This window comes from Bradyrhizobium sp. ORS 86, from assembly GCF_045571475.1.
In the GTDB taxonomy this organism is placed as follows: Bacteria; Pseudomonadota; Alphaproteobacteria; order Rhizobiales; family Xanthobacteraceae; genus Bradyrhizobium.
Window position 1 is genome coordinate 3,817,236 of sequence record NZ_CP120699.1, and the last position, 26,558, is coordinate 3,843,793.

Below are 26,558 nucleotides of genomic sequence, written 5' to 3' on the forward strand. Positions count from 1 at the left end.
GCGTCCATCGCGTGAGCCCGATTGATCCTCGCGTGCTTAAAACATGTTGTGAAATATTACAAGCGGCCGTATCGTTGACCCACGACCTCCGCGACAGGGGCGTATTTGCCATCAAGAACAAGAGCCCGTGACCGCGCGGGTTCCGGGAGGATATTGCAAATGAAGATCACTTCGATCGAGACGTTGCGGACGGAAGAGTTCGCCAATGTGATCTGGGTCCGGGTTCACACCGACACCGGATTAATCGGGCTTGGTGAAACCTTTTACGGCGCGGGCGCGGTCGAGGCGCAGATTCACGACACGTTTGCCGGGCGGCTGCTCGGGCGTAATCCGCTGCATATCGAGGCGATCCACCGCGACCTGCTCAACCTGCCGATGGCGCAGTCATCGACCGGCGTCGAATATCGTGCTGCGTCCGCCATCGACATCGCGCTATGGGATTTGTTCGGCAAGGTCTGCGGCCAGCCAGTGCACCAGATGCTCGGCGGCCTGTGCCGCGACAAGCAGCGCATCTACAACACCTGCGCCGGTACGAGATACGTCCGCTCCACCAATATCAGCCCGGTATCGAACTGGAGCCTGGGCGAGGCGCAAGGCCCTTACGAAGACCTCGATGCCTTCATGAACCGCGCCGACGCGCTCGCCGAAAGCCTGCTGGAGAGCGGCATTTCGGCGATGAAGATCTGGCCGTTCGATCCGGCCGCGCAGGAGAACAAGGGACTCTACATCACCGCGGCACAGATGAAGCAGGCGATCGAGCCGTTCGAGAAAATCCGCAAGGCCGTCGGCGACAGGATGGAGATCATGGTCGAACTCCATTCGCTGTGGAATCTGCCGACAGCAAAGCAGATCGCGCGTGCGCTCGAGCCCTACAAGCCGACCTGGTACGAGGACCCGATCCGGATGAACTCGCCGCAGGTGCTCGCCGAATATGCACGCTCGACCGGCGTCTGGGTCTGCGCCAGCGAGACGCTCGGCTCGCGCTTTCCCTACAAAGACATGCTCGACCGCGACGCCATGCATGTGGTGATGGCCGATCTGTGCTGGACCGGCGGGCTCACCGAGGGCCGCAAGATCGCGGCAATGGCGGAAACCTATCACCGTCCGTTCGCGCCGCATGACTGCATCGGGCCGGTCGGCTTCATTGCGGCGATCCACATGTCGTTCAGCCAGCCCAACACGCTGATCCAGGAATCCGTGCGCGCATTCTACAAGGGCTGGTACAACGAGCTTGTCACCACCATGCCCGTGATCAAGGATGGCTATGTCTATCCGATGGAAGGGCCGGGGCTCGGTGTCGACCTGCTTCCCGCCGTCTATCAACGGTCCGACCTGACCGTTCGCCGCTCCAATGTCTGAGGACCTCGCATGAGCACAGCCCTGTTCGATCTCTCCGGCCGCACTGCGCTCGTGACCGGCTCCTCTCGTGGTCTCGGCCGCGCCATCGCCGAAGGCATGGCGAAGGCCGGCGCGCGGCTGATTATCAATGGCGTCGACGCTGGGCGTGTGCAAACGGCGGTCGGCGAGTTTCGTGCCGCCGGACACGAGGCTGAAGGCGCAGCCTTCGACGTCACAGACGAGGCCGCAATCGTCGCGACCTTCGAGCGCTTCGACCGCGAGGGCATCGCGGTCGACATCCTCGTCAACAATGCCGGCATCCAGCGCCGCAAGCCGCTGGTCGAGTTCACGACCGATGAATGGCGCAAGGTGATCGAGACGAACCTGACCAGCGCGTTCGTGATCGGGCGCGAGGCGGCGAAGCGAATGATCAAGCGCAAGCACGGCAAGATCATCAATATCGGATCGCTGGGCAGTGAATTGGCGCGGCCGACGATTGCGCCGTACACGGCCGCGAAGGGCGGCATCCGCAACCTGACGCGATCGATGGCGGTCGAATGGGCGCAGAGCGGCATTCAGGCCAACGCCATTGGGCCCGGTTACATGCTGACCGACATGAACGAGGCGCTGATGTCCAACCCCGAGTTCAACAACTGGCTGATGTCGCGCATCCCCTCGAAGCGCTGGGGCAAGCCGGACGAACTGGTCGGCGCCGCGATCTTCCTGGCCTCGGAGGCGTCCAATTACGTCAACGGGCAGATCATCTATGTCGACGGCGGCATGCTGGCGGCGATGTAGCCGCATCGATCCAATCGGTTACCAACAGAGAGAGTGAACCCATGCGCGCCGTCGTCATCCACGCTCCCCACGATTTGCGGGTCGAAAGTTTCGAGGATCCGGCGCCGGCGCCGCACCAGGTGCGGGTCAAGATCGCGGCCGGCGGCATCTGTGGTTCGGATCTGCACTACTACCATGACGGCGGCTTCGGCACGGTGCGAATCCGAGAACCGATGGCGCTGGGCCACGAGATTTCCGGAACGATCGCCGAGGTCGGCGCGGGTGTGTCCCATCTGCGCCCGGGGATGCGGGTGGCCGTCAATCCGAGCCTGCCCTGCGGTCAGTGTTCCTACTGCCGCGAGGGCATGCGCAACCAGTGCACCGACATGCGCTTCCTCGGCAGCGCGATGCGCTTTCCCCATGTACAGGGCGGCTTTCGCGAATTCATGACGGTCGACGCATCGCAGGCGATCCCGATTGCCGATCGCCTATCGTTCGCCGAGGCGGCAATGGCCGAGCCATTTGCCGTCTGCCTTCATGCCGGACGCCAGGCCGGCAGCCTGCTCGGCAAGCGGGTGCTGGTCACGGGTTGCGGGCCGATCGGGGCGCTGATGGTGGTGGTTGCCCGCTATGGTGGCGCGGCCGAGATCGTCGCCACCGACATTGCCGAGGCGCCGCTTTCGATCGCGCGCAGGCTCGGCGCGACGCGGGCAATCAACAGCGCGACGGATGCCGCCGCGCTCGACCCCTACAAGGCCGGCAAGGGCCAGCTCGACGTGCTGTTCGAGGCTTCGGGCAGTCAGGCCGCGCTGCGGCCGGCGCTCGATCTGCTGCGGCCCGGAGCCGTCATCGTGCAGGTCGGGCTCGGCGGCGAGATGACGCTGCCGATCAACACCCTCGTTGCCAAGGAGCTGCAGCTTCGTGGCACCTTCCGCTTCGATCCCGAGTTCGAGCTGGCGCTGCGGTTGATGGGCGAGGGGTTGGTCGACCTGAAGCCGCTGCTGTCGGCCTCGGTGCCGTTCGAATCCGCCGTTGACGCTTTCGAACTCGCCAGCGACCGCTCGCGCTCGATGAAGGTGCAGTTGACGTTCTAGCCCAGCGCGTCGGGCAGGTCACGCCGTCTCGAAATCCAGATCGGCCCAGACCGGGACATGGTCGGACGGTTTCTCCCAGGCGCGGACATAGCTGTCGATGCCGACGTCGATCAGCCGGTCGCTGGCTTGCGGCGACATCAGCAGGTGATCGATCCGGAGACCCCAGTTCTTCTGCCAAGCCCCGGCCTGGTAATCCCAGAACGTGTATTGGCCCGGCTCGTCGTTGACCGCGCGCAGGGCGTCGGTCAGTCCGAGCCCGAGCAGTGACTGGAAGGCTTCGCGGGTCTGAGGGCGGAACAGGGCGTCATCGACCCAGGCAGCCGGATTGTAAACGTCCCGCGTCGCCGGAATGACGTTGAAGTCGCCAGCCAGGATCAGCGGTTCCTCGGCCTTAAGGCGCTCCTTTGAATACTCAAGAAGCCGGGACATCCATTTGAGTTTGTAAGGATATTTTTCGGTGTTCGGCGGGTTGCCGTTGGGCAGATAAAGGCAGGCGATCCGAACCACGCCCTGCTTCAAGGTGACCACCCCCTCGAGGAAGCGCGCATGGGCGTCCTCGTCGTCACCAGCCAACCCCGACTTGGTCTCGTCGAATGGTAATTTCGACAGCAGCGCAACACCGTTGAAGGTCTTCTGGCCGTGCGTGACGACGTTGTAGCCGAGCGACTCGATTTCGAGCCGGGGAAAGGCGTCATCGACGCACTTGATCTCCTGCAGGCAGACGATGTCCGGAGAGCACTCCTTCAGCCAGCTCATGAGAGGTTCGATCCGTTGCCGGATCGAATTGACGTTCCAGGTCGCTATGCGAACCGCCATCCGAAGTCCTTCGTTGTATGAGACGTCCCGCGTTCGCGGTCAGCCCGTACCTGAGCGATACCCCCAAAGTGGAGGGGTTCACAACACGTCATTGAGGGGCGCGCGCGTTCATCGACAAGCGTTTGCTCAGACCAAACGCTTTCGCATCTCGATGTGCGGGATGCCGGCCTCCTCGAACTCCTCGCCGACCCGCGCAAATCCGACGCGCGCGTAGAACGGCTCCGCATGCGTCTGCGCGTTGAGGATCAGTTGGGGATGGCCCAGTTCGATCGCCTTGGCTATCAGCGCGTCCAGCACGCGGGCGCCGAAGCCTGCGCCGCGCGCCGCTTTCAGCACGGCCATGCGGCCGATATGGCCGTCGGGCAGCAGCCGCCCCGTGGCGACGGGCGTGCCATCCTCGGCAAATGCCAGCGCGTGCCAGCTCGACGCGTCCATGTCGTCCCATTCCAATTCCACCGGCACGCTCTGCTCGTCGACAAAGACGTTGTAGCGGATGACGCGGGCGCGCTCGCGAGCTTCTTCCCAGGTGCAGACGAGGACGGAGGTGGACATGAGGCTGCAGGTTGAATGCTGATGAAGGGGAAAAATGATGCGCTCGAAGACCCGCCTTGCGGTGTGCCTCTCCCGAATGTCCGGCGGTGCGGATGCGAAGTCCCGGATCGAAGCGGCACTATTTCACTTAGGTGGCATACCATGCGCCGGCCGCCTGTGCTAACCCTCCAGAAACAAGGCGAAACAATTGCCGTCGGGGAGCTGCGAACCGTTCGGTTTCTTCTGGGACGGGGCGGGTGCGTGCAAGACGATGAAAAAGCGTAATCTGCTTCTGATCGTTGCCGTTCTCGGCATTGCGGCCGGAACAGCGTATATCACCCGCTCTTCCTGGACGGGTGGCGGGTCGACGGTACAGGGCATTCAGCGTCCGCGCATCGTTTCCGTCGATCTTGCCAGTGCGGAACGTCGATCGGTTCCGGTCGATGTCGACGCGATCGGAACGGTTTCGCCGATCTCCAGTGTGGCGCTGAAGTCCCGGCTGGAGACCACCATCGTCTCGGTTCATTTTGAGGATGGCGCCAGGGTCAACGAGGGCGATCTCTTGTTCATCCTCGACGCGCGGCAGATTGACGCGCAGATCGAGCAGGCCGAGGGCGTTCTGGCCAGGGACCGGGCCCAGCTCGAGGGCGCGCAGCGCGACCTCCGCCGCTACACCGAGCTCGTCGGCAAGGGCGCGACCACGCAGGTCAACCTCGACAATGCCAAGACCCAGTCCGACGTTCTGATCGGCACCATCAAGGCCGATCAATCCGCCCTCGACAACCTCCGCGTCCAGAAAAGCTATACACTCATCCGCGCGCCGTTCTCGGGCCGGATCAGCGCCGCCAACGTCAAGGTCGGAAACTTCGTCCGCCCGGCCGACACCCAGCCGCTCGCCACTATCAACCAGATGGCGCCGGTCTATGTCACCTTCGCGGTGCCCCAGCGCGCCCTGGTCGACCTGCGCGACGCGATGGGGAAGGGCGATCCGAAAGTCGTTGCGACCATTCCGGGCCACCGACGCTCGGAACAGGGCAAGGTCGCCATGGTCGAGAACACCGTCGATGCGACCACCGGCATGGTCACCGTGCGCGGCATCATGGCCAACGAGAACGAGACGCTTTGGCCGGGCACCATTGTGCAGACCAAGCTGATCATCCGCAGCGAGGACGCGGTCGTGGTGCCGACGGTCGCGGTCCAGCGCAGCCAGAACGGCAACTTCGTCTTTGTCGCCAAGGACGGCATCGCCCGCGTTCGGCCGGTCAAGGTCGACCGCACGTTCCAGGGCAGCTCGGTGATATCGGAGGGATTGTCGGGCGGTGAAAGTGTCGTTGTCGACGGCCAGCTCCTGCTGTCGGACGGCTCGCGGGTCGAGCCGCGAGCGCGCAAGGCCGGGGCCTGACCGATGACGCTCTCCGAGCTCTGCATCCGCCGGCCGGTGATGACGACGCTGATCACCGCCTCGATCATCGCGTTCGGCGTGTTCGGCTTCCGCCTGCTGCCGGTGTCGGCGCTGCCCAAGGTGGATTTTCCGACCATCGCCGTGACCGCGACACTACCGGGCGCGAGCGCCGATACCATGGCCGCCTCGGTGGCCGGCATCATCGAGCGCCAGCTCTCGACCATCTCTGGCATCTCCTCGATGTCGTCGAGCTCGTCGCAGGGCACGAGCGTCATCACCATCCAGTTCGATCTCAACCGCAACATCGACGCCGCTGCGCTCGACGTGCAGACCGCGCTCACAATCGCCCAGCGCCGGCTGCCGATCGAAATGATCATTCCGCCGAGCTTCCGAAAGGTGAACCCGGCTGATTTCCCAGTGCTGTTCATCTCGCTGGGCTCGGCGACGCTGCCGCTGTCGGCTGTCAACGAATATGGCGACATCACCATCGGGCAGGCGCTGTCGCAGCTTCCGGGCGTGGCGCAGGTGTTGATCTATGGCGCACAGAAATTCGCGATCCGCGTTCAGGCCGATCCGGAGGCCGCCGCCGCCCGTGGCGTCTCGATGGAGGACATCCGCGCGGCGGTCTCGCGCGCCAACTCCTCGACCCCGGTCGGAACGCTGAACGGCCCAAAGCAGGACGTCGCCTTGCAGGCCTCCGGCCAGATGGACAAGGCTGCCGACTATCGCCAGATCTATGTAGCCTGGCGCAACGGCTCGCCGGTGCGGCTCGACGAAATCGCCAAGGTCTATGACAGCGTCGAGAACGACAAGATCGCGACCTGGCTGAACGACGAGCGGGCGATCGTGCTCGCCATCCAGAAGCAGCCGGATGCCAATACGGTTGCCGTGGTCGATGCCGTTCTCGCCAAGCTGCCGTCGCTGCGTGCCGCGATTCCGCCCTCGGTGACCATGCAGGTGATGATGGATCGCTCGGTCTCGATCCGGCAGGCGGTCAACGATGTCGAAGAGACGCTGCTGATCGCGATCGCCCTGGTGATCCTGGTGATCTTCCTGTTCCTGCGCTCGGCGTCCGCGACCTTCATCCCGGCGCTGGCGGTGCCGATCTCGCTGTTCGGCACCTGCGCGGCGATGTATGCGCTGGATTACTCCATCAACAACATGACGCTGCTGGCGCTGACGCTCTCGGTCGGCTTCGTGGTCGACGACGCCATCGTCATGCTGGAGAACATCGTCCGCCATATCGAGCACGGCACGAAGCCGTTCGAGGCGGCGTTGAAGGGCGCGCGCGAGATCGGCTTCACGATCATCTCGATCACATTCTCGCTGATCGCCGTGTTCATTCCGGTGCTGCTGATGGGCGGCATCGTCGGCCGCGTGTTCCGCGAATTCGCGGTCACGATCTCGGTCGCGATCATCGTCTCCGGCTTCGTGTCGCTGACGCTGACGCCGATGCTGTGCGCACGCGTGCTGCGCGCCCATGACTCAAGCAAGCGGCCGAACATCGTGCTGCGGGCCTTCGAGGCGATGTTCGAGGCCTGGCTGCGCGCCTATGAATGGGCGCTGGACTGGGTGCTGGCGAAGAAGGCGCTGATGCTGGCCGTGACGCTCGCTACCCTTGGCGGCACCATCTATCTCTACATGATCGTGCCGAAAGGCTTCTTCCCGCAGGAGGATACCGGCTTCCTGATCGGCGTGACGGAGGCCGCGACTGACACTTCGTTCGAGGCGATGAAGGTCCGCCAGCAGGCGCTGGTTGAGGTGCTGCGCACCGATCCGGCGGTCGACTACATCAATTCCACCGTCGGCTCCGGCGGTCCCAATCCGACCACCAACTACGGCCGGCTGTTCATCGCGCTCAAGGACCAGAAGACGCGTGACAACGCCACCGTGGTGATCGGCCGTCTCAGGCAGAAGGCCCGCGAGATCCCGGGCATGCAGGCGTTCTTTCAGAGTGTGCAGAACCTCAATATCGGCGGCCGGGTCTCGAAGAGCCAATATCAGTATGTGATGCAGAGCGGCGATACCGAGTCCCTGTACCGGCTGGCGCCCGAGATGCGCGACAAGATCGAGAAGATCCCGGGCCTGCTCGACGTCACCACCGATCTCTACATCAAGAACCCGCAGATGACGGTCGATATCGACCGCGAGAAGGCTGCGGTTTACGGCGTCACTGTCGACCAGGTCCGCAACCAGCTTTACAATGCCTACGGCTCGCGGCAGATCGGCACCATCTACATGCCATCGAACGACTACCAGATCATCCTGGAAGCGCAGCCGCAATTCCGCGTCGACCCGTCCGACCTTTCAAAACTCTACATGAAGACAGCGAATGGCCAGACCATTCCGCTCGATGCCGTCGCCAGGCTCGTGCCGACGGTTGGACCGCTGCAGATCAACCACCAGGGCCAGCAGCCGGCGGTGACGATCTCCTTCAACCTCGCGCCGGGCTATTCGCTCGGCCACGCGGTCGACAAGATCACCGAGCTCGAGCGGAGCGCGAACCTGCCGCCGACGATCGCGACTGGCTTCTCCGGCACCGCGCAGGTGTTCCAGGATTCGCTGCGCGGGCAGGGGGTGCTCATCCTCGCCGCCGTGTTCGCGGCTTTCGTGATCCTCGGTATCCTCTACGAGAGTTTCATCCATCCGATCACCATCATCTCGGGCCTGCCGTCGGCCGGCATCGGCGCGATCCTGACGCTGATGATGTTCGGGATGGAGCTGTCGGTGATCGCGATGATCGGCATCGTGATGCTGGTCGGCATCGTCAAGAAGAACGCGATCATGATGGTCGACTTCGCGCTGGAGCGCCGCCGCGTCGGACTCAGCGCCGAGCACGCGATCCGCGAGGCGGCGCTGCTGCGCTTCCGTCCCATCATGATGACGACGTTCGCGGCGATCTTCGGCACGCTGCCGATCGCGCTTGGCGCTGGCGCCGGCGCCGAGCTGCGTCAGCCGCTCGGTGTTGCCGTGGTGGGTGGTCTCTGCGTCTCGCAGTTGCTGACGCTGTTCATCACGCCGGTGATCTACATCTATCTCGATCGCATCGACCGCAGGCTGCGCCGCAAGCTCGATCCGCAGCTTGATGCTGGCGGCGACGTCGAGCGACCGCAAGTGGTCGCGGCGGAGTAGCGGCGTTGGTATATGCAGGCTTCGACGATTGACACGCGGGATGCGAACAAATCAGTTGAACGTCGCAATCTTCAGGTGTAGTAGTTGTGCCTGACGATTTTGACGAGTTTTGATTTTACTTATTGATAGACTTTACCGATAGGCAGAGGCGCCCGGCCGTTTGGCTCTGCGCGGCCCGAGGGCAGCGAGGAGGGCATATTATGAGCGTACGAATTGCGAGCTATTCCCTCTCGGCATTGTTGACCTGTGTCGCTACCATTTCTGTCGCGGCTGATTGCTCATTTCTCAAGATCGATCCGTTCAAGCTGCAGGACGGCCAGTTGTTCTACCAACTTCAGACCGGGTCTGGGTGGGTCGAGATGAACGACCTTGCAACACTAGCGAACCGGAAAGTCACCTTTGCCTACGTGATCCAGGAGAAGATCGATCAGGGGCGTGGCGGGGTTGCCGTGATGAAGTCGGCCCGTGTTCGGCAACTGGATGAGCCGGCTCTCCCTGCCAATCGCAGCGTTGACCTCGTTCGTGACACCACGGAGAGCGATCCGTCGGGGTGCGCCCCCGTTCCACTTTCGAAGACAGCGAAGGTGCCCTCCAAATCGTACGACGATTATCACGACTATGGTCGTCGCGTGCACGAGCAGGCGATTCTGGATGACTTCCACTACAATCATGAAGGTCGGAGAGGTCGTTGCACGAAGACCAACTCAATGGACGGCGATCCGCGCACCGGACGGTCGAACCGGGCGCAGTTCTCGTTTGATCCCCGGGTCGTGAACGGTGAGGTTTCGTTTCAAGCCTTTAGCTTCATTGCGCCGAGACAGGCATTGGCGGGCTCTTCGGATTCGCTGTCGGAACAACGTGTCGAGATGCAGTCATACCGAGTGCGAAGGGGGCTTCCGACTTGTGTCGTCTTCAGTCTCACCGTTCCGGCCCGTGCAGGATTTCTGCGCATCAATGACCTCGATGGCCTGAAGGCCAACGGCCTCTATTACGATCGCTCCGACGAAAAAAACTGGACGCTTTCGCGCTAGAGCCTGTTGCTGGGCGTCGGTCGAAGGAAACGTGATGGACCCGTCCGTGGACAATGAGGCGTTGCGAATAGGGGAATCCGAAAGGTTGCGCGCCGAGACCAGCCGGATGGCGGCGCGCGAACGCGAGGCGGACGAGGAACGTCGACAGGACCGCATCCGGCAGGAGCAGGAGCGTGCCCTTTGCCGGCCGCCAAAGGTTGTCGGAGAAAGCGAGTATCTCAGGCGGGAGCGCTGCGAGATCGAGAAGTCGCGCGCAGATAGATTGGGACCAGATGCGACGACGGCGCCATGGGCCGGGCTCGGCCTTTCGGGAGGAGGCATACGCTCGGCCTCGCTTTCACTGGGCGTCTTGCAGGCCCTCGCCGAAGCGGATTTGTTGCGGCGCTTTGATTACATCTCGAGCGTGTCGGGCGGTGGCTATCTTGCCGGAGCATTGCAATGGTGGTGGCAGCGGGGCGACCGTGCCGATGGTACCAGGAATACGCAAACGTCGTTTGGACTTGGTCCTGACGATTTTCCGTACGGTCCAGCGCGTCTGCCGACAGAGAAGGAGGGAGCTACGAAAAAGCGGGGACGCGCCAATCTGGATTTCCTGCGCTCACACAGCGCCTACCTTATTCCGGGCAATGGCCTGACAAGTTGGTCGATGGCGGCGGTTCTCGCCCGCACCATCGTGATCAGCCTGTTTATCTGGATTCCGCTACTTGCAGGCATATTCGCATTGCTTCACGAGATCGATGGCTATCTCCTTGAGAACTGGGCTCACGATTTTGGGCTGTGGTCACCTCTGCACGAACTGGTCCCCTCCAGATGGACAGAGGCGAGGACTGACGAGGATGGTGCATTCCTCTTCCGGGTCGTCTACGCGCTGGCCTTGTGGGCGGTCTATGGATTTATTGCCTTCTTTTGGGTGGCGGCCATCGTGTTCGCCTTTGTCAGCCGCGCGCCGCAGAGCGACAGCGGCCGCTGGACAATCCCTGTATTCTCAGTGGTGTCGCTTCTTTCTGCGTTATTTTTGATAACGGCTCTCATGAAATTCGGAGCATTTGACGGCAGCCTGAAGGTGTTGACCTTCGTTGCTGCTCTGCTAATTGCCATTTCCGTCGGGCTCATCCTCGCCGAACTGCACACTGAGCGATCGTTGAATGCGAGCTACTGGCTTCGGCGGAAGCTTGAAGTGTTGCTCGGCCGTGCGTTTCTTCCGATGACCGGTTGCCTTGCAATCGCACTGGTCCCGATCGTCCCATATCTGGCCTCTGACAATTATGCTGCTGGCAAGCTAACCGCGGCAGGCGTCTTCGGCTTGCTTAGCGGCATCGGCTCCGCTGTCTACGGATACTACACATTCATCCGCAACGTCGCTCCCGGTATAGCCGCCCGCATCGCCGCAACTCTCGGCGCGACGATCTATCTCTATGCGACCCTCGTCATCGGTTACTGTCTCGCGCTTGTCTGGACCGACAATATCGTCGGCTGGCGCTTCCTTGCCTACGTGCTCTGGGGGCTGTTTCTGGTTGCCCTCACGCTTGGTCTCTATGCCAATATCAACTACGTCGGCCTGCACCGCTTCTATCGCGATCGCTTGATGGAGGCGTTTTTGCCCACCGATAAAGCGGTCTCTGACGACAAGAGCGAGCCGTCGCCGGTGGCAGACAATCTACTTGTATCTGCCTTGCAGACCCGGACCGGCGGTGTCCAGCCTGTACCTTATCCGCTCATCAACACCAACGTGATCCTGGTCAATGATGAGGACCAGAAGTACGCCATTCGCGGCGGCGACAATTTCGTCATTTCGCCTTTGTTTGTGGGAAGTACCGCCACGGAGTGGCAGGAAACGAAAACCTACATCCAGGAGAAGGGGCCGCTCACGCTCGCTTCGACGGTCGCCGCGTCCGGCGCGGCAGCGACAGCGAGCGCTGGCTATATTGGCACAGGGATCACGATGGATCCGTTGGTTGCCGCCGTCATGTCGTTGCTCAACATTAGGCTCGGCCTATGGGTGCCGAATCCGCGACGAGAACGGTTCAGCGGTTTCAATTTGATCCCCACATTCCTCTACCCGGGACTGATCTCGGGCGTTCTTGCGTCGCGTCACTCAAAGAACAGCCGGTTCATCGAGTTGACTGACGGCGGGCATTTCGAAAATCTGGGGCTATATGAGCTGGTGCGCCGGGAGCTACCGCTGATCTTGATAGTCGACGGCGAGGCGGACCCGACGATCAGCTTGGCGTCGCTGGTGTCAGCGGCTCGCCGGATCGAGCAGGATTTCAATGTAACGCTGACTTTCGTCGATGGCCGCGGCCCAGAATCGCTCATGATGTACGATCAGAAGGGGTACCCGGCCGGACTGCGCTACGCGGCCGAGCCGTTCATGATCGGCAAGCTGCGCTATGGTCACGATCGGTTCGGAACCTTGATCTATTTGAAGTCGACGCTGATAAAGAACCTCGACTTCACGACGGCGGGCTACCTCGCAGCAAATCCCACGTTTCCGCACCAATCGACCGTCGATCAGTTTTTTGACGCAGACCAGTTCGACGCCTATCGGTACCTCGGATATGATGCGGCCAAGTTGATGATTGAAACGCTCGAGCTCAGAACTTCGATTGCGAAGCCAGATTGCTTGCGGCAAAGACAGCCGGCGTCCGGGACCGCGGGTGCAATGTCCTACAGCTAGATCGAGAAGCTGGTGCCGCAGCCGCAGGACGCGGTGGCGTTCGGGTTGACGACGCGGAACGAGGCACCGATCAGGTCGTCGACGAAGTCGACTTCCGAACCCGCGAGGAACGGGACCGAGGCCGGATCGATTAGCACCACAGCACTGTCGCGCTCGATCACGAGGTCGTCATCAGCCTGGGTGCGTTCGACGTCGAATTTATACTGGAAGCCGGAGCAGCCGCCGCCCTCGACCGAAATGCGCAGCTTGGCGCCTTCGCCTTCCTTGCTGAGGATCTGCCCGATCCGGCGGGCGGCCCGTTCGCTGACGGTGATGGCAGCAGTCATTTGGTCGGTCTCCGAAGCCCTATTTGAGCATGATCTGATTCCGGATCACGCTCGGCATCATACCCAATTCACTTGGTATTACGCACCCTGCATAGTTAAGTGCGTCGTGACGTGGAATCAAATGGATAAGGACTAAAATACCGTGTCGGTCGGAATGGCTGCCCCCCGCGCGCCTTATGCCTGCGACCCCGATCGCAGCCGGGGCCGGCTGGTCACGGAGCCACCGAGCCGGACCCGCAGCCCGTTCCGCCGCGATTGCGACCGGGTGATTCATTCCACCGCGTTCCGCCGCCTCAAGCACAAGACCCAGGTGTTCGTCTTCCACGAGGGCGATCATTACCGCACCCGGCTCACCCATTCACTGGAGGTGGCGCAGATCGCCCGGGCGCTTGCCCGTCAGCTCGGGCTCGACGAGGACCTGACCGAGACGCTGGCGCTGGCACACGACCTCGGCCACCCGCCGTTCGGCCATGCCGGCGAGCGGGCGCTTGACGAATGCCTGAAGGCCCATGGCGGCTTCGATCACAACGCCCAGACGCTGCGGGTCGTGACCTCGCTGGAGCATCGCTATCCCGAGTTCGGCGGGTTGAACCTGACCTGGGAATCGCTGGAAGGCATCGTGAAGCACAACGGTCCCTTGACCGAGCGCGGCGGCGCCCCGGTCGGGCGCTACCGCGACAGCGGCATTCCGGTCGGGATCGCCGACTACAACGCGACCTACGACCTGGAGCTGTGGAGCTATGCCTCGCTCGAGGCGCAAGTCGCATCTTTCGCCGACGACATCGCCTATGATGCGCACGATATCGATGATGGGCTGCGGGCAGGGCTGTTCGCCGTCGACGATCTCAAGGAGATGCCCTTGACCGCCGAGATCATCGGCGAGATCGACCGGCACTATCCCGATCTCGATGAGGTCAGGCGGGGCGCCGAACTGGTGCGCGAGCTGATCTCGCATTTCATCGGCGCTGTCGTGGCCGAGGCGAACAGGCGCCTGGCTGCCGCCAGGCCGCAATCCGCCCACGACGCGCGCCATCACCACGCGCCGCTGATCGCGTTCCCGCCTGACGTGGCCGAGGAGGAGGCGGCGATCAAGGCGTTCCTGTACCGGCGGATGTATCGCCATCCCCGGGTGATGCAGATCATGGGGGATGCGGAACAGGTGGTCCGGGACCTTTACGAGCGCTACCGGCGCTCGCCGGGCGATCTGCCGCCGGAATGGATCGAGGGCACAGAGCAGGAGACTGAGGGCGCGCGCAGCAGGCGGATCGGCAATTTCATCGCCGGGATGACCGACCGTTTCGCCCTGATCGAGCACCACAGGCTTTTTGACTTGACCCCGGATTTGCGTTAGGCGGCCTGCCATGGCCGACACCACCGCTTCATCACACCTTTTTGCCGACGTGCTGGCGCGCGTGCACGCGATCTGTGGCGCTATTGCTGCCGAGGACAACTGGCCTGCCGGCGTCGATGTGTCCCGTGTCGTGGTCGAGCCGCCGCGCGATGCCAGCCACGGCGACATGGCGACCAACGCCGCGATGGTGCTCGCCAAGGACGCCAAGGCCAAGCCGCGCGAGCTGGCCGACAAGATCGCGGAGCGGCTGCGCGCGGATGCGCTGGTGGCCTCGGTCGAGGTCGCCGGACCCGGCTTCATCAATCTGACACTCAAGCCGCAGGTCTGGGCCGACGCGCTGCGCGCCGTGCTCGCCGCCGGATCGACCTATGGGCGGAGCGACGTCGGCAAAGCCGAGAAGGTCAATGTCGAATATGTCTCGGCCAATCCGACCGGGCCGATGCATGTCGGCCATTGCCGCGGCGCCGTGTTCGGCGATGCGCTGTGCAGCCTGCTGCAGTTCGCGGGTTTCGACGTCTGCCGCGAATATTACATCAACGACGCCGGCGCCCAGGTCGACGTGCTCGCGCGCTCGGCCTTCCTGCGCTATCGCGAGGCGCTCGGCGAGGACATCGGCGCGATCCCGGAAGGGCTCTATCCGGGCGACTATCTGAAGCCGGTCGGCGAGGCGCTGGCCAAGGAGCACGGCGACAAGCTGCTGCGCATGAGCGAGGCCGAGTGGCTGCCGATCGTGCGCGACAAGGCGATCGCGATGATGATGGAGATGATCAAGGGTGATCTCGCCGCGCTCAACATCCATCACGACGTATTCTTCTCCGAGCGCTCGCTGATCACGTCCGGCAACAACAAGGTCGCCGAGACCATCGATTTCCTGCGCGCCAAGGGCGACATTTACGAGGGCCGCCTGCCGCCGCCGAAGGGCAAGCCGGTCGAGGACTATGAGGACCGCGAGCAGTCGCTGTTCCGCGCCACGGCTTACGGCGACGATGTTGATCGCCCGCTGATCAAGTCGGACGGCTCCTACACCTACTTTGCCTCCGACATCGCCAACCACAAAAGCAAGTTCGATCGCGGCTTCACCAATCTGATCGACGTGTTCGGCGCCGATCACGGCGGCTATATCAAGCGCATGCAAGCGGCGGTGAAGGCGGTGACGGCGGGCAAGGCGACGCTCGACGTCAAGATCGTGCAGCTCGTGAAGCTGTTGCGTGACGGCGAGCCGGTGAAGATGTCGAAACGCTCCGGCGAGTTCGTCACGCTGCGCGAGGTGGTCGACGAGGTCGGCTCTGACGCTGTCCGGTTCATGATGCTGTTCCGCAAGAATGACGCGGTGCTCGATTTCGACCTCGCCAAGGTGATCGAGCAGTCGAAGGACAATGCCGTCTTCTACGTGCAGTACGGCCACGCCCGCGGCCATTCGATCTTCCGCAATGCGCGGGAGGAGGCCGTTCCTGATCTTCCCGACGCCGAGGAGGCGCGGCTCATCTACCTGCGAAATGCTGCTGTCGAGCGGCTGACCGACCCGGCCGAGATTGATCTTCTAAAGCGGCTCGCGCTTTATCCGCGCATGATCGAGGCGGCGGCCATCGCCCATGAGCCCCACCGGATCGCCTTTTATCTGTATGATTTGGCCAGCGAATTTCATGCGCTCTGGACCAAAGGGCGCGATTTGCCCTATTTACGCTTCATTATCAATAATGATGCACAAATCACGAGGGCGCGACTGGCAATGGTTCAGGGCGTCGTCTCGGTTCTGGCATCGGGCTTAGCTGTTCTAGGCGTCCACGCTCCGACCGAGATGCGGTAGGCAGGGGCATTTGGCCCTCACAAGTGGGGATTTGTGAGGGCATCAGGCAGGGACCAACTCGTTCGGACCGGCTGTACCGGCGATCTTGGCGCTGTCCCGAAGGGGATGCATCATCACAATGGCTGATCGATATCAGAACAGACCTTTTCCCGCCGCTGACGATTACGATGGCGGCGCTTATCCCGAAGCGGCCAAGGCCGACAGCGATCCGCTTGCCGAGTTGGCCCGGCTGATCGGCCAGACCGATCCGTTCGGCAACGCCAGCAAGCCCCAGCCGCTGCAATCGCGGGCCAATGCGCGGCCACAACCCTATGAGCCGCCGGTCGAGAATGACGCGCCGCCCGCTGGGCCGCCGCCCTGGATGCAGCGCGCGCGCAAGGAGGCTGCCCCGCCGCCCCCGCAGCCCCAGGTGGGCTACGACGAACCGGAGCGTGACTACCAGCCGCGTCCAGTGCACCCGTTGCACCGATATGCGCCCAAGCAGGCGCAGACTGAGCCCGAGCCGGTTCAGGCATATCAGCCGGAGCAGACCTACCAGCAGGCCGAAACTTACGGCGAGGACCCGCAGTACCAGAGTGCGGGTCACGACCACGATCCGTCGCGCTACGACGACGCGCTGTATGGGCAGTTGGAATCGAGCGAGCAGGATCTGCAGCGCCCACCGGCCTATCCCGATGATCCCTATGCCTATCAGGGTTATGAGGAAGAGCCCGAGCCGCGCCGCCGGACCAGCGGCCTGATGACCGTCGCCGCGGTGCTGGCACTTGCGGTGCTGGGGACCGGGGGCGCGTTTGCCTATCGCACCTATGTCGGCTCACCTCGTAGCGGTGAGCCGCCGATCATCAAGGCCGATAACACACCGACCAAAGTGATCCCGGCCCAGGCTGATGCGCCCGCCAAGGCGCCGGACCGGATGGCCACGGGTGACGGCACCGAGAAGATCGTGTCGCGCGAGGAGACGCCGGTGGACGTCAGCGCAAACACGGCTGGACCTCGTGTCGTGTTTCCGCCGCTGAACGCCAACGCGAACCCGCCGCCGGTATCGAGCGTAGGGACTACGACTGCGCCGCCGCCACCGATCACGGCCAACGGGACGCTGCCGAACAATGAGCCGCGCAAGATCCGGACTCTGTCGGTCAAGGGCGATAATCCTGATGGCGCACCTTCCCAGGCACCCGCCAAGCCTCAGGCGGCCGTCAGGGCGCCGGCCTCTCGCGGCAATCCGGCTTTGGCCAATGCGAGCGCGAACCAGCCCATGTCACTGACGCCGGGCAGCCAGCCCGAAGGGGCTCCGACCCGGGTGGCATCGACGGCACCGACAGCCTCGATCAGCAGCGGCGGATACCTGGTTCAGGTGTCATCGCAGCGGAACGAGGCCGACGCCCAGGCGTCGTACCGGGCACTGCAGAGCAAGTTCCCGGGCGTGCTTGGCGGGCATTCGCCGGTAATCAAGCGGGCCGACCTCGGCGAGAAGGGTGTCTACTATCGCGCGATGGTCGGGCCGTTCGGATCGCCGGAAGAGGCGTCGCAATTCTGCGGAAATCTGAAATCCGCCGGCGGACAGTGCGTCGTCCAAAGGAATTAACGGCCGTTTCCTTGACCCGTGAACCCCATGCGGCCTAATCGGCCGCATGGCGAGCCGTGCATTCATCACAGGTACCTCCGGGCTGGTTCTCAATGACCCCGAGCGCGAATTCATTCGCGCCGAGCGGCCATGGGGCTTCATCCTGTTCAAGCGTAACATCGAGACTCCCACGCAAGTCTCGGCTCTTGTTACGGAACTAAGGGCTGCAGTCGACAATGCCGATGCTCCGGTCCTGATCGACCAGGAAGGCGGGCGGGTGCAGCGCCTGGGTCCACCGCATTGGCCGGTCTACCCACCCGGCGCAAGCTTCAGCGCCCTCTACGACATCGACCGGAAATTGGGCCTAGCGGCGGCCCGGCTCAGTTCGCGGCTGATCGCGGCCGATCTGATCGATCTTGGCATTACCGTCGATTGCCTGCCCTTGGCGGACGTGCCGGTCTCCGGAGCCGACGCAGTCATCGGCAATCGCGCCTATGGAGCCGAACCGGGAAAGGTCGCAGCGATCGCGCGGGCGGTCACCCAAGGCCTGGAACAGGGCGGCGTCCTGCCGGTTCTCAAACATATCCCGGGCCACGGACGGGCCACGGCAGACAGCCATTTCCGGCTCCCGACCGTCGACACCGCAAAAGCCGAGCTGGAAAGGACCGATTTTGCCGCCTTCCAGCCGCTCGCGGACCTGCCGATGGCCATGACCGCACATGTTGTGTTTAGCGCGCTCGACCCCGCCCATCCGGCGACGACTTCTGCGACAATCATTGAACAGGTGATTCGCGGCCTGATCGGGTTCCCGGGTTTGTTGATGAGTGATGACGTGTCGATGAATGCGCTGGCCGGATCGATCGCGGAACGGACCCGGGCCATCGTCAGCGCCGGCTGCGACATGATCCTGCATTGCAACGGCAACATCGATGAAATGCGCGAGGTTGCACGAGAGACGCCGGAACTGACTGGCCAGGCGCTTGAGCGCGCCAATCGGGCGCTGGCCGCACGGAAGCCGCCAGAGCCGTTCGACAGGCAATCGGCCCGGGCAGAACTGGACGCGTTGTTGAATCGGGTAGGGACGGCATGACCGCTGAAATTCTATCGTTTGAGACGGGGCGGCCGGCCGAGGTGGCGGAAGGCGAGCCCGCGCTGGTGGTCGACGTCGAGGGCTATGAGGGCCCGCTCGATCTGTTGCTGACGCTCGCCCGCCAGCAGAAGGTCGACCTCGCGAAGATCTCGATCCTCGCGCTCGCCGATCAGTACCTCTCGTTCATCGAGGCGGCCCGCAAAATCCGGCTCGAACTTGCCGCCGACTATCTGGTCATGGCGGCGTGGCTCGCGTTCCTGAAGTCGCGATTGCTGCTCCCGGAGCCGCCGACGGCCGAAGGGCCGAGCGCCGAAGAGATGGCGACCGCGCTCGCCAACCGGCTGCGCCGGCTCGAGGCGATCCGCGAGGCGGCCAATCGGCTGATGAACCGGCCGCAGTTCCAGCGCGATATCTTTCCGCGCGGCAATCCGGAATCGATCGCGGAGATCAAGCATCCGAAATTCACCGCGACGCTCTACGACCTCTTGTCGGCCTATGCGACGCAACGTCAGTCGCGGGTGCTGACCTCGGTTCATCTCGCCAAGCGCACCGTGTGGTCGCTGGCGGAGGCGCGCGCCTCGTTGGAGCGACTGGTCGGCATCGCTGAGGACTGGAGCTGCCTCGACGAGTACCTGATGAACTACGTCGCCGATCCCACGCAGCGAGCAACGGTTTTCGCTTCAAGCTTCGCCGCGGCGCTCGAACTGGTTCGCGAGGGCGAGATGGAGATCAATCAGAAGCAGGCGTTCGCGCCGATCTATTTCCGAAAGCGTCCACCACAAGCCGCCGCGGCGGCACCGGACCTATCGGTCGAGTAAGTGGAAGAAGGAGAGCATGCCATGGCAAGCCTGGCAGAACGACGCATAGAAGAGGTCGAGGAGGAGGTTGCTCCTATGGATCCGATCGCGCGTCCCGAAGAATTGCGGCTCCTGGAGGCCTTGCTGTTTGCATCGAGCGAGCCGATCGATCAGGCGACTTTGGCAAAACGGATGCCTGATGGCGTCGACGTCAAGGCCGCGCTCGCGCAGTTGCAGGCGGAATATGCTCCGCGCGGCGTCAATCTGGTTCGCGTCGCCAACAAGTGGACGTTCCGTACCGCGGGCGATCTGTCGTGGCTGATGACGCGCGAGAGCACGGAGACCCGCAAGCTGTCGCGCGCGGCGATCGAGGTGCTTGCGATCATCGCCTATCACCAGCCGGTGACGCGCGCCGAGATCGAAGAGATCCGCGGCGTGGTCACCTCGAAGGGAACCATCGACGTGCTGCTGGAGACCGGTTGGATTCGGCCTCGCGGGCGCCGCAAGACGCCGGGCCGACCACTGACCTTCGGAACCACCGATGGGTTCCTGTCGCAGTTCAGCCTGGAAGCGCTGACCGATCTGCCGGGGCTTGAAGAGCTCAAGGGCACGGGGCTGCTCGACTCGCGCCTGCCGACCGGATTCAGTGTTCCATCACCTTCCGACGATGCTGCGCTGCGCGAGGATGAAGAGCCGCTCGAGCCCGGCGACACGCTGGAACTGCTGCTCGCGCCTGCCGCCGAGCCGGAGCCCGGCGAACAGAAGGCCGAGACCGAAGCGACCGCCGAAACTGAAGCGACAGCCGAGGTCGAGGCCGAGGTTGCCGCTGAATCGGAAGCGGCCGAGCCCGACGCTGGCGAAGCGGAAGCCCGCGCAGACGACGCGAGCGATGGCGACGGCGCCGAGGAGAAGGGCGAATAGCCCGAAATATTCCCGGTTCAGCCTAGCAATATTACGTAGCCGCGACAGCGATTTGCCGCGGCCGAGGTCCTTGTTTTTGACACCCCGCGGGCCTACCTTCCGGCAAAGTTCAGGCCGGCTCGCCGGCCATTTCTGGAGGGTTGCAGGATGGGTTCGCTTAGCATTTGGCACTGGATCGTTGTGATCGCAGTGGTCCTGCTGCTGTTCGGACGCGGCAAGATTTCGGACCTGATGGGTGACGTCGCCCAGGGCATCAAGGCCTTCAAGAAGGGCATGCAGGACGACGACAAGGTTGCAGACAAACCGGAGCCCACCAAGGCTATCGATCACAATGCAGCGCCGTCGGCCGCGCGCTCGGATGTCGGCAGCAAGGCCGTCTAAGGCCATTGTACTGACGCATATTTCGACGTTTTTATTTGCGCGAGGCGGTGACGCCGTCGCTCGGACGCGCTATGGACGCCGGTTGAGAACAGGCGCTGGCAGCCCGAAATCCTGTTAGGGCGGATGAGGCCGTAGCGGCGCGCTTAGGCGGAAGAATTCATGTTCGATATCGGGTGGAGTGAACTGGTCGTCATCGCGGTCGTCGCGCTGATCGCCATCGGCCCGAAGGAGCTGCCCGGCGTGCTGCGGATGGTCGGGCAATGGATGGGCAAGGCGCGCCGGATGGCCGCTGAATTCCAGGGCCAGTTCCAGGAAGCCATGCGCGAGGCCGAAATGGCTGACCTCAAGAAGAGCTTTGACGAGGTCAGGGAAGCGGCGACCGGGCTCGCCAGCGGCAATGTCATGACCTCGTTGCAGAGGGACGTCAGCGACGCCCTTCAGATCGATAAGCCCGTGGATGCGCAGGTAGCGTCCGCGACCGACGCACCGGCGGCATCGACAAGCGATGCACCGGTGACACCGACGACTCCTGTCGCACCGACGCCGGAAACCTTCGTCGAGGCCGAGACGCACGCCGCGACCAGTGAGCCGCTTGCGGTTACCAACGAGGTCCAGCCACAACCGGTGCCGCAGGACGTGGCGCCGGCGAAACCCGATCTGCGCAAGGACGCCAAAGCGTCATGACTGCCGAAGACATCGAGGCCAGCAAGGCCCCTTTGATGGATCACCTGATCGAGCTTCGCTCGCGCCTGATCAAGGCGCTGCTCGGGTTCGGCGTGGCATTCATCTTCTGCTTCTTCTTCGCCAAGCAGATCTACAACGTTCTGGTATGGCCGTTCGTGTGGGTGGCGGGGCCGGAGAATTCGAAATTCATCTACACGGCGCTGCTGGAATATTTCATCACGCAGCTCAAGCTCGCGCTGTTCGGCGCCGGCTTCATCTCGTTCCCGATCGTCGCGACCCAGATTTACAAGTTCGTCGCGCCGGGCCTCTACAAGCACGAGCGCAACGCCTTCCTGCCGTACCTGATCGCAACGCCGATCTTCTTCGTCGCCGGGGCGATGCTGGTCTATTTCGTCGTGCTGCCGATGCTGATCCGCTTCTCTCTCGGGATGCAGCAGGCGGGAGGGGCGGAGACCGCGCAGATCGCGCTCCTGCCTAAGGTCGGCGAATATCTTTCGCTGATGATGTCGCTGATCTTTGCCTTCGGCATCGCCTTTCAGCTCCCTGTCATCCTGACGCTGCTGGGGCGTATCGGCATCGTCACCTCGAGGATGCTGAAGGAGAAGCGGCGCTATTTCATCGTCATCGCCTTCATTATCGCGGCTGTGCTGACGCCGCCCGATGTGCTGAGCCAGGCTTCGCTCGCGGTCCCGCTGCTCGCCCTCTACGAGGGCGCGATCATCGCGGTGCGGATCGTGGAAAAGAAGGCCGCGGCTGCCACAGCTTCTACGTCGTCGGGTGCCCCGCCGGCGGCCAATCCGGCCGAGTAGGGCGCTTTATTCTCGCACATGGCCGTCATACCTCGCGAAAAGCGGGGTATCCAGTACGCCGCAGCCTCTCGACCGATCCCGGACGTCCCTGGAATACTGGATCGCCCGCCTTCGCGGGCGATGACAGTTGTGCTAGTGGAGGCGCGCCAAAACGTTGACATACAACGTTATCTGCGCGAGCGACGTTAGGACCCCGATCACCATGCACGACATCAAAGCGATCCGCGACAACCCGACAGCCTTCGACGCCGGCCTGAAGCGCCGCGGACTTCAGGCCTTGTCGTCGTCGCTGCTCGCGATCGACGAGAAGCGCCGTGCCGCGATCCTGGCGTCCGAGCAGGCGCAGGCGCGGCGCAATGCGGCCTCGAAAGAGATCGGCGACGCCAAGAAGGCTAAGGACGAGCCGCGCGCGGCGAAGCTGATGGCCGAGGTTACCGAGCTCAAGGCTACGATGCCGCAGCTCGAGGCCGCGGCGAAGACGGCCGACGAGGAGCTTGCGAAAGAGCTGTCCTCGATTCCCAATCTGCCGCTCGACGAGGTGCCCGATGGCGTCGACGAGCATGGCAACGTGCGGCACCATGTGTTCGGCAAGAAACGCGACTATGGCTTTGCGCCGAAGCCGCATGATGATCTCGGCGTCGCGCTCGGCTACATGGATTTCGAGGCGGCAGCGAAGCTGTCCGGCGCTCGCTTCGTCGTGCTCAAGAAGGGCCTCGCGCGGCTCGAGCGCGCGATCGGACAATTCATGCTCGATCTGCACACCGGCGAGCACGGCTATACTGAGATCAATCCGCCGCTCCTGGTGCGCGATGCCGTGATGTTCGGCACCGGCCAGTTGCCGAAATTCGAGGATGACCAGTTCTGGGCGATCAAGGGTGAGTTGCTTGCCGCGCCCGGGGCCGATCTGCGCAGCGAGCGCCTCGGCCTCATTCCGACCGCCGAGGTTTCGCTGACCAATCTCGCACGCGAATCCATCCTTGATGAAAAAGAGTTGCCGATGCGGCTCACGGCGTTGACGCCATGCTTTCGCGCGGAGGCTGGCGCCGCTGGTCGCGATACCCGTGGCATGATCCGGCAGCATCAGTTTACCAAGGTCGAGCTGGTCTCGATCACCACGCCCGAAGCCAGCAAGGACGAGCTCGAGCGCATGCTGGCCTGCGCCGAGGAGGTGCTGCGCCGCCTCGACCTGCATTATCGCGTCATGACGCTGTGCGCCGGCGACATGGGCTTCTCCGCGCAGAAGACCTACGACATCGAAGTGTGGATGCCGGGGCAGGGCGACGGCGGCGCCTATCGCGAGATCTCGAGCTGCTCGGTGTGCGGCGATTTCCAGGCGCGCCGCATGGATGCGCGTTATCGCGGCCCCGACGGCAAGCCGCGTTTCGTGCATACGCTGAACGGCTCGGGCACGGCGGTCGGTCGCGCGCTGATCGCGGTGATGGAGACCTATCAGCAGCAGGACGGCTCGATCGCCGTGCCCGATGTGCTGCAGCCCTATATGGGTGGCCTCAAGGTCATCGAGCACGGCGCGTAAGGGCGAGCCGACGCTCGAGCAGCTCCTCGCTCAAAGCGAGGCCGGCCGCGGCTGCGCCCTGGCCAGTTTTCAGCCGCAAGATCGCCCGAAGCGCCAGGTTGGGTCGTCCCTGGCGCGCCCGATTGACCCGTTGGGGCGGGACTTTGCCGGGTTTGCCTCCGCGGCCCTAGCCGGTTAAGACGACGTGTCAGTTCAAGAAAAACCGCGTCGAATCAGAACAAAAGGCATTTAGACGGATGCGAATTCTCTGCACCAATGATGACGGCATCCACGCTCCCGGACTGAAGGCCGTCGAGCAGATCGCGCGGGCCTTGTCGGACGATGTCTGGATCGTCGCGCCCGAGCTCGACCAGTCCGGCGTCTCGCATTCCCTGTCGCTCAATGATCCGCTCCGCCTGCGCGAAGTCGGCCCCCGTCATTTCGCGGTGCGCGGCACGCCGACCGACTGCGTCATCATGGGGGCGCGCTACATCCTTGGCGAGAAGCTGCCTGATCTGGTGCTCAGCGGCGTCAACAAGGGCCGCAACGTCGCCGAGGACGTGGTCTATTCCGGCACCATCGCCGGCGCGCTGGAAGGCACCATTCTTGGATTGCCGTCGTTTGCGCTGTCGCAGGAATTCAGCGTCGAGACGCGCGACAAGCCGCTGTGGGAGACCGCGCTCAAGTTCGGACCGGACATCGTGCGCAAGGTGCTCGCAGCGGGGATCCCGAAGAACACCGTCGTCAACGTCAATTTCCCGTCCTGCATGCCCGACGAGGTCAAGGGCATCCGCATCACACGGCAGGGCAAGCGCAATCTTGGTTTCCTCAAGATCGATCGTCGGCACGATGGGCGCGGCAATCCGTACTTCTGGATCGGCTTCGAGCGCGCCGCGATGATGGATGCACCGGCCGAGGGTACCGACCTCGCCGCGCTTGCAGCACGTTATGTCTCGGTGACGCCGCTGCGACTCGACCGCACGGACGAAGCGTTTTCGGAAGCGCTGACAGCGACTTTGAAGTAAGTATCAACGCGTCGTGCCTCCCGGATTGCGCTGCGCTGCATCCGGGGCTTCGAGTTCGTTCAATAGTTAAACTGGCGCGCCCCTCATCGCGCTGGAGATCACCTGGGCCAGCGTTTCGAGTTGGAACGGTTTCTGCAGCGCCGGGCGGTCGCGGTATTCGGGGGGCAGGCCTGAGGACCCATAACCGGTCGCGAAGATAAACGGCCGGTTGCGTGCGTTGATCAGTTCGGCGACGGGGGTGATCACCTTGCCGTTGACGTTGACGTCGAGGATGGCGAGATCGAACTCCGTGGATTGCGCGAGCTTGACCGCTTCACCGATTTCGCCAGCTTCGGCCGCGACGCTATGGCCGAGTTCCTCCAGCATGTCGGCGACCATCATCCGGATCATGACCTCGTCTTCCACGAGGAAAACTGAACAGCCCGCCGGCCGTGTCGCTGTCATGATGGAATCCTTGCCCGTCCCAGAGCTAAGCTCGCAAATAAGATCAAAAGGCGCAACGCAAAGGTTTGGGAATTGCTGCCTTTCCGGCGTGCAGCAGCGAATTATCCTGTCCGCCCAAGCCTGACTTGTTCGGCACAGCAGGCTCGCACGCCGGTGGCCTGCTTCATCTTCGGCAATGCCCGCGCCACCTCTTTGGGTACGGGCTTCGATCGCACGCCGTCGCCGATCATATGGGGAATGGTAGCGACGCTCGCAAACGAGAAAGCAGTTGCGGTTCCGGATCAGGAACGGGCGGAAATTTTTCCTTAACGCGGTATTTCTGATTCCGGCGGCATGAAGATATCTAAAATACCCGGATTGCTGTCCAAAGATGTTGACGAATATGGCCGTGAACCCAGATCCGCCCGAGAAAATGAAGTTCCAGTTGACCCTGCGGCGCCGCGGAATCAGCGACCTGTCCGTGCTCCGGGCCATGGAGGAGGTGCCGCGCGAGGACTTCGTCGAGCCGAGTGACCGCGACGACGCCTATCGTGACAGCGCGCTTGGGATCGCTTGTGGGCAGACCATCAGCCAGCCCTTCGTGGTCGCCTACATGACCGAGCAGCTCCAGCTCAGGAAAGACCATCGCGTGCTCGAAATCGGCACCGGGTCCGGTTACCAGGCAGCCATCCTGTCCCGGCTATGCCGGCTGGTGCTGACCATCGAGCGCTACCGGACGCTGGCCGATAGCGCCCGCAAGCGGCTCGAAAAGCTCGGCTATTACAACGTCGAGGTGCTGCTTGGCGATGGCTTCGATGTGCCGACCGGGGCCGGCGACTTCGACCGCATCATCGTAACCGCGGCGATGGAGCAGATCCCGGACAAGCTGATGGAACGGCTGGAGCCCGGCGGCGTCCTGATTGCCCCGGTCGGACCGCATCACGGCACCCAGACCCTGGTTCGCGTGACGCGAACGGAGACCGGATTTGACCGCAAGGACCTGGTCGATGTCCGTTTCGTGCCGGCGCTGTCGGGGATTGCACGCGAGCTGTAGAATTGCGGATTGCCG

The 26,558-nt window shown here is 63.2% G+C and carries 22 protein-coding genes and 1 pseudogene; 19 read left to right on the forward strand and 4 right to left on the reverse strand.

Annotated elements, in window-relative coordinates; all coding sequences use genetic code 11:
- The first annotated feature begins 159 nt into the window (after nucleotides 1–159).
- The 3 genes from P6U25_RS17580 to P6U25_RS17590 are packed head-to-tail and all read left to right on the forward strand — an operon-like array spanning nucleotide 160 to nucleotide 3,209.
- Entirely contained in the window at nucleotides 160–1,359 is a 1,200-nt protein-coding gene (locus P6U25_RS17580; RefSeq protein WP_407152374.1) for a mandelate racemase/muconate lactonizing enzyme family protein, read from the forward strand.
- 9 nt (nucleotides 1,360–1,368) lie between these two features.
- Nucleotides 1,369–2,136 carry a glucose 1-dehydrogenase gene (locus P6U25_RS17585; RefSeq protein ID WP_407152375.1) on the forward strand — a complete coding sequence of 256 codons (768 nt, stop codon included), beginning with the start codon at nucleotides 1,369–1,371 and terminating at the stop codon, nucleotides 2,134–2,136.
- A 41-nt stretch (nucleotides 2,137–2,177) separates the two neighbouring features.
- Nucleotides 2,178–3,209, forward strand: coding sequence for an L-idonate 5-dehydrogenase (locus P6U25_RS17590; protein WP_407152376.1), 1,032 nt, complete (start codon nucleotides 2,178–2,180; stop codon nucleotides 3,207–3,209).
- An 18-nt stretch (nucleotides 3,210–3,227) separates the two neighbouring features.
- On the opposite strand, the gene xth is transcribed toward P6U25_RS17590, so the two are convergent.
- Nucleotides 3,228–4,025 carry an exodeoxyribonuclease III gene (gene xth / locus P6U25_RS17595; RefSeq protein WP_407152377.1) on the reverse strand — a complete coding sequence of 266 codons (798 nt, stop codon included), beginning with the start codon at nucleotides 4,023–4,025 and terminating at the stop codon, nucleotides 3,228–3,230.
- 126 nt (nucleotides 4,026–4,151) lie between these two features.
- A complete protein-coding gene (locus tag P6U25_RS17600; RefSeq protein WP_407152378.1) occupies nucleotides 4,152–4,577 on the reverse strand; it encodes a GNAT family N-acetyltransferase in 426 nt (141 codons plus the stop codon).
- 250 nt (nucleotides 4,578–4,827) lie between these two features.
- Here P6U25_RS17600 and P6U25_RS17605 point away from each other — a divergent pair, with 250 nt between their 5' ends.
- The 4 genes from P6U25_RS17605 (at nucleotide 4,828) to P6U25_RS17620 (ending at nucleotide 12,798) form a co-directional block, all read left to right on the forward strand.
- A complete protein-coding gene (locus P6U25_RS17605; RefSeq protein WP_407152379.1) occupies nucleotides 4,828–5,958 on the forward strand; it encodes an efflux RND transporter periplasmic adaptor subunit in 1,131 nt (376 codons plus the stop codon).
- A gap of 3 nt (nucleotides 5,959–5,961) precedes the next feature.
- On the forward strand, nucleotides 5,962–9,090 hold the full coding sequence (locus P6U25_RS17610; protein WP_407152380.1) for an efflux RND transporter permease subunit: 3,129 nt from the start codon (nucleotides 5,962–5,964) through the stop codon (nucleotides 9,088–9,090).
- A gap of 200 nt (nucleotides 9,091–9,290) precedes the next feature.
- Nucleotides 9,291–10,121 (forward strand): hypothetical protein, encoded by an 831-nt coding sequence (locus P6U25_RS17615; protein ID WP_407152381.1) that lies wholly within the window; start codon nucleotides 9,291–9,293, stop codon nucleotides 10,119–10,121.
- 34 nt (nucleotides 10,122–10,155) lie between these two features.
- Complete coding sequence (locus tag P6U25_RS17620; protein ID WP_407152382.1) at nucleotides 10,156–12,798, forward strand: patatin-like phospholipase family protein; 2,643 nt, start codon at nucleotides 10,156–10,158, stop codon at nucleotides 12,796–12,798.
- Here P6U25_RS17620 and erpA read toward each other — a convergent pair.
- A complete protein-coding gene (gene erpA, locus P6U25_RS17625; protein WP_016846874.1) occupies nucleotides 12,795–13,124 on the reverse strand; it encodes an iron-sulfur cluster insertion protein ErpA in 330 nt (109 codons plus the stop codon). The genes P6U25_RS17620 and erpA overlap by 4 nt on opposite strands.
- A 142-nt stretch (nucleotides 13,125–13,266) precedes the next feature.
- On the opposite strand from erpA, the gene P6U25_RS17630 reads away from it, so the two are divergent.
- From P6U25_RS17630 to surE, 11 genes and pseudogenes are all read left to right on the forward strand, one after another.
- A complete protein-coding gene (locus P6U25_RS17630; protein ID WP_407152383.1) occupies nucleotides 13,267–14,475 on the forward strand; it encodes a deoxyguanosinetriphosphate triphosphohydrolase in 1,209 nt (402 codons plus the stop codon).
- 10 nt (nucleotides 14,476–14,485) lie between these two features.
- The gene (argS, locus tag P6U25_RS17635; RefSeq protein ID WP_407152384.1) at nucleotides 14,486–16,282 is read left to right on the forward strand and encodes an arginine--tRNA ligase; all 1,797 of its coding nucleotides are present in this window, start codon (nucleotides 14,486–14,488) and stop codon (nucleotides 16,280–16,282) included.
- A 118-nt stretch (nucleotides 16,283–16,400) separates the two neighbouring features.
- Nucleotides 16,401–17,867 (forward strand): SPOR domain-containing protein, encoded by a 1,467-nt coding sequence (locus tag P6U25_RS17640; protein ID WP_407152385.1) that lies wholly within the window; start codon nucleotides 16,401–16,403, stop codon nucleotides 17,865–17,867.
- 46 nt (nucleotides 17,868–17,913) lie between these two features.
- Nucleotides 17,914–18,936 (forward strand): beta-N-acetylhexosaminidase, encoded by a 1,023-nt coding sequence (nagZ, locus tag P6U25_RS17645; protein WP_407152386.1) that lies wholly within the window; start codon nucleotides 17,914–17,916, stop codon nucleotides 18,934–18,936.
- Complete coding sequence (locus tag P6U25_RS17650; protein ID WP_407152387.1) at nucleotides 18,933–19,754, forward strand: segregation and condensation protein A; 822 nt, start codon at nucleotides 18,933–18,935, stop codon at nucleotides 19,752–19,754. Before nagZ ends, P6U25_RS17650 begins: the two co-directional genes overlap by 4 nt.
- Nucleotides 19,755–19,775: 21 nt before the next feature.
- Nucleotides 19,776–20,621, forward strand: a pseudogene (gene scpB / locus P6U25_RS17655) (SMC-Scp complex subunit ScpB); the annotation flags it as partial.
- 180 nt (nucleotides 20,622–20,801) lie between these two features.
- A complete protein-coding gene (locus tag P6U25_RS17660) occupies nucleotides 20,802–21,035 on the forward strand; it encodes a twin-arginine translocase TatA/TatE family subunit (protein WP_407152388.1) in 234 nt (77 codons plus the stop codon).
- 159 nt (nucleotides 21,036–21,194) lie between these two features.
- Nucleotides 21,195–21,719 carry a Sec-independent protein translocase protein TatB gene (tatB, locus tag P6U25_RS17665; RefSeq protein WP_407152389.1) on the forward strand — a complete coding sequence of 175 codons (525 nt, stop codon included), beginning with the start codon at nucleotides 21,195–21,197 and terminating at the stop codon, nucleotides 21,717–21,719.
- The gene (gene tatC / locus P6U25_RS17670; RefSeq protein WP_407152390.1) at nucleotides 21,716–22,528 is read left to right on the forward strand and encodes a twin-arginine translocase subunit TatC; all 813 of its coding nucleotides are present in this window, start codon (nucleotides 21,716–21,718) and stop codon (nucleotides 22,526–22,528) included. Before tatB ends, tatC begins: the two co-directional genes overlap by 4 nt.
- A 202-nt stretch (nucleotides 22,529–22,730) precedes the next feature.
- The gene (serS, locus tag P6U25_RS17675) at nucleotides 22,731–24,062 is read left to right on the forward strand and encodes a serine--tRNA ligase (protein ID WP_407152391.1); all 1,332 of its coding nucleotides are present in this window, start codon (nucleotides 22,731–22,733) and stop codon (nucleotides 24,060–24,062) included.
- Between the two features lie 236 nt (nucleotides 24,063–24,298).
- Nucleotides 24,299–25,066, forward strand: a complete 768-nt coding sequence (gene surE, locus P6U25_RS17680; RefSeq protein ID WP_407152392.1) for a 5'/3'-nucleotidase SurE — start codon at nucleotides 24,299–24,301, stop codon at nucleotides 25,064–25,066.
- Between the two features lie 66 nt (nucleotides 25,067–25,132).
- Here the strand turns inward: surE and P6U25_RS17685 are convergent, their stop codons facing one another.
- Nucleotides 25,133–25,510, reverse strand: a complete 378-nt coding sequence (locus P6U25_RS17685; protein WP_082747522.1) for a response regulator — start codon at nucleotides 25,508–25,510, stop codon at nucleotides 25,133–25,135.
- Nucleotides 25,511–25,892: 382 nt separating this feature from the next.
- Here P6U25_RS17685 and P6U25_RS17690 point away from each other — a divergent pair, with 382 nt between their 5' ends.
- Nucleotides 25,893–26,543: a protein-L-isoaspartate(D-aspartate) O-methyltransferase gene (locus P6U25_RS17690; RefSeq protein ID WP_407152393.1), complete on the forward strand. Its 651-nt coding sequence runs from the start codon at nucleotides 25,893–25,895 to the stop codon at nucleotides 26,541–26,543.
- Nucleotides 26,544–26,558: the final 15 nt, after the last annotated feature.

Bases quoted from the DNA above. Each gene is read 5' to 3' on its own strand.
- surE (WP_407152392.1), top strand. From the start codon at position 24,299: ATGCGAATTCTCTGCACCAATGATGACGGCATCCACGCTCCCGGACTG.
- P6U25_RS17640 (WP_407152385.1), top strand. From the start codon at position 16,401: ATGGCTGATCGATATCAGAACAGACCTTTTCCCGCCGCTGACGATTAC.
- erpA (WP_016846874.1), bottom strand. From the start codon at position 13,124: ATGACTGCTGCCATCACCGTCAGCGAACGGGCCGCCCGCCGGATCGGG.
- P6U25_RS17600 (WP_407152378.1), bottom strand. From the start codon at position 4,577: ATGTCCACCTCCGTCCTCGTCTGCACCTGGGAAGAAGCTCGCGAGCGC.
- P6U25_RS17620 (WP_407152382.1), top strand. From the start codon at position 10,156: ATGGACCCGTCCGTGGACAATGAGGCGTTGCGAATAGGGGAATCCGAA.
- P6U25_RS17590 (WP_407152376.1), top strand. From the start codon at position 2,178: ATGCGCGCCGTCGTCATCCACGCTCCCCACGATTTGCGGGTCGAAAGT.
- P6U25_RS17685 (WP_082747522.1), bottom strand. From the start codon at position 25,510: ATGACAGCGACACGGCCGGCGGGCTGTTCAGTTTTCCTCGTGGAAGAC.
- nagZ (WP_407152386.1), top strand. From the start codon at position 17,914: ATGGCGAGCCGTGCATTCATCACAGGTACCTCCGGGCTGGTTCTCAAT.
- tatC (WP_407152390.1), top strand. From the start codon at position 21,716: ATGACTGCCGAAGACATCGAGGCCAGCAAGGCCCCTTTGATGGATCAC.
- argS (WP_407152384.1), top strand. From the start codon at position 14,486: ATGGCCGACACCACCGCTTCATCACACCTTTTTGCCGACGTGCTGGCG.
- P6U25_RS17690 (WP_407152393.1), top strand. From the start codon at position 25,893: ATGGCCGTGAACCCAGATCCGCCCGAGAAAATGAAGTTCCAGTTGACC.
- P6U25_RS17660 (WP_407152388.1), top strand. From the start codon at position 20,802: ATGGGTTCGCTTAGCATTTGGCACTGGATCGTTGTGATCGCAGTGGTC.
- P6U25_RS17610 (WP_407152380.1), top strand. From the start codon at position 5,962: ATGACGCTCTCCGAGCTCTGCATCCGCCGGCCGGTGATGACGACGCTG.
- tatB (WP_407152389.1), top strand. From the start codon at position 21,195: ATGTTCGATATCGGGTGGAGTGAACTGGTCGTCATCGCGGTCGTCGCG.
- P6U25_RS17585 (WP_407152375.1), top strand. From the start codon at position 1,369: ATGAGCACAGCCCTGTTCGATCTCTCCGGCCGCACTGCGCTCGTGACC.
- P6U25_RS17615 (WP_407152381.1), top strand. From the start codon at position 9,291: ATGAGCGTACGAATTGCGAGCTATTCCCTCTCGGCATTGTTGACCTGT.
- P6U25_RS17580 (WP_407152374.1), top strand. From the start codon at position 160: ATGAAGATCACTTCGATCGAGACGTTGCGGACGGAAGAGTTCGCCAAT.
- xth (WP_407152377.1), bottom strand. From the start codon at position 4,025: ATGGCGGTTCGCATAGCGACCTGGAACGTCAATTCGATCCGGCAACGG.
- P6U25_RS17650 (WP_407152387.1), top strand. From the start codon at position 18,933: ATGACCGCTGAAATTCTATCGTTTGAGACGGGGCGGCCGGCCGAGGTG.
- P6U25_RS17605 (WP_407152379.1), top strand. From the start codon at position 4,828: ATGAAAAAGCGTAATCTGCTTCTGATCGTTGCCGTTCTCGGCATTGCG.
- serS (WP_407152391.1), top strand. From the start codon at position 22,731: ATGCACGACATCAAAGCGATCCGCGACAACCCGACAGCCTTCGACGCC.